Below are 231 nucleotides of genomic sequence, written 5' to 3' on the forward strand. Positions count from 1 at the left end.
ATTCTAATCCAAGGTACTTACAAATTTGTGAAAGTTCTTCTCGATACCAGTAATAGCTGTTAAAATCTTCAAATGATTTTATATCTCTAAAATCAGGTCTATTTTCTTCCAAATGCTCACCTCTACAACTCCAAATTTATCTTATTATATCAAAAATACCCATACCACATAAAGCTATAACAGAAAATATTACAATCTTGTAATTACTGTATTTCTATTAAGCTTAACTTT

Annotated in this window: 1 pseudogene; it reads right to left on the reverse strand. The window is 27.3% G+C overall.

Annotated features, from left to right (window positions below):
* A pseudogene (locus tag HMPREF2704_RS11535) lies at nt 1-112 on the reverse strand (SAP domain-containing protein); the annotation flags it as partial.
* Nucleotides 113-231: the final 119 nt, after the last annotated feature.

It is taken from the genome of Streptococcus sp. HMSC076C09 (assembly GCF_001837905.1).
Taxonomy (GTDB): domain Bacteria; phylum Bacillota; class Bacilli; order Lactobacillales; family Streptococcaceae; genus Streptococcus; species Streptococcus parasanguinis_I.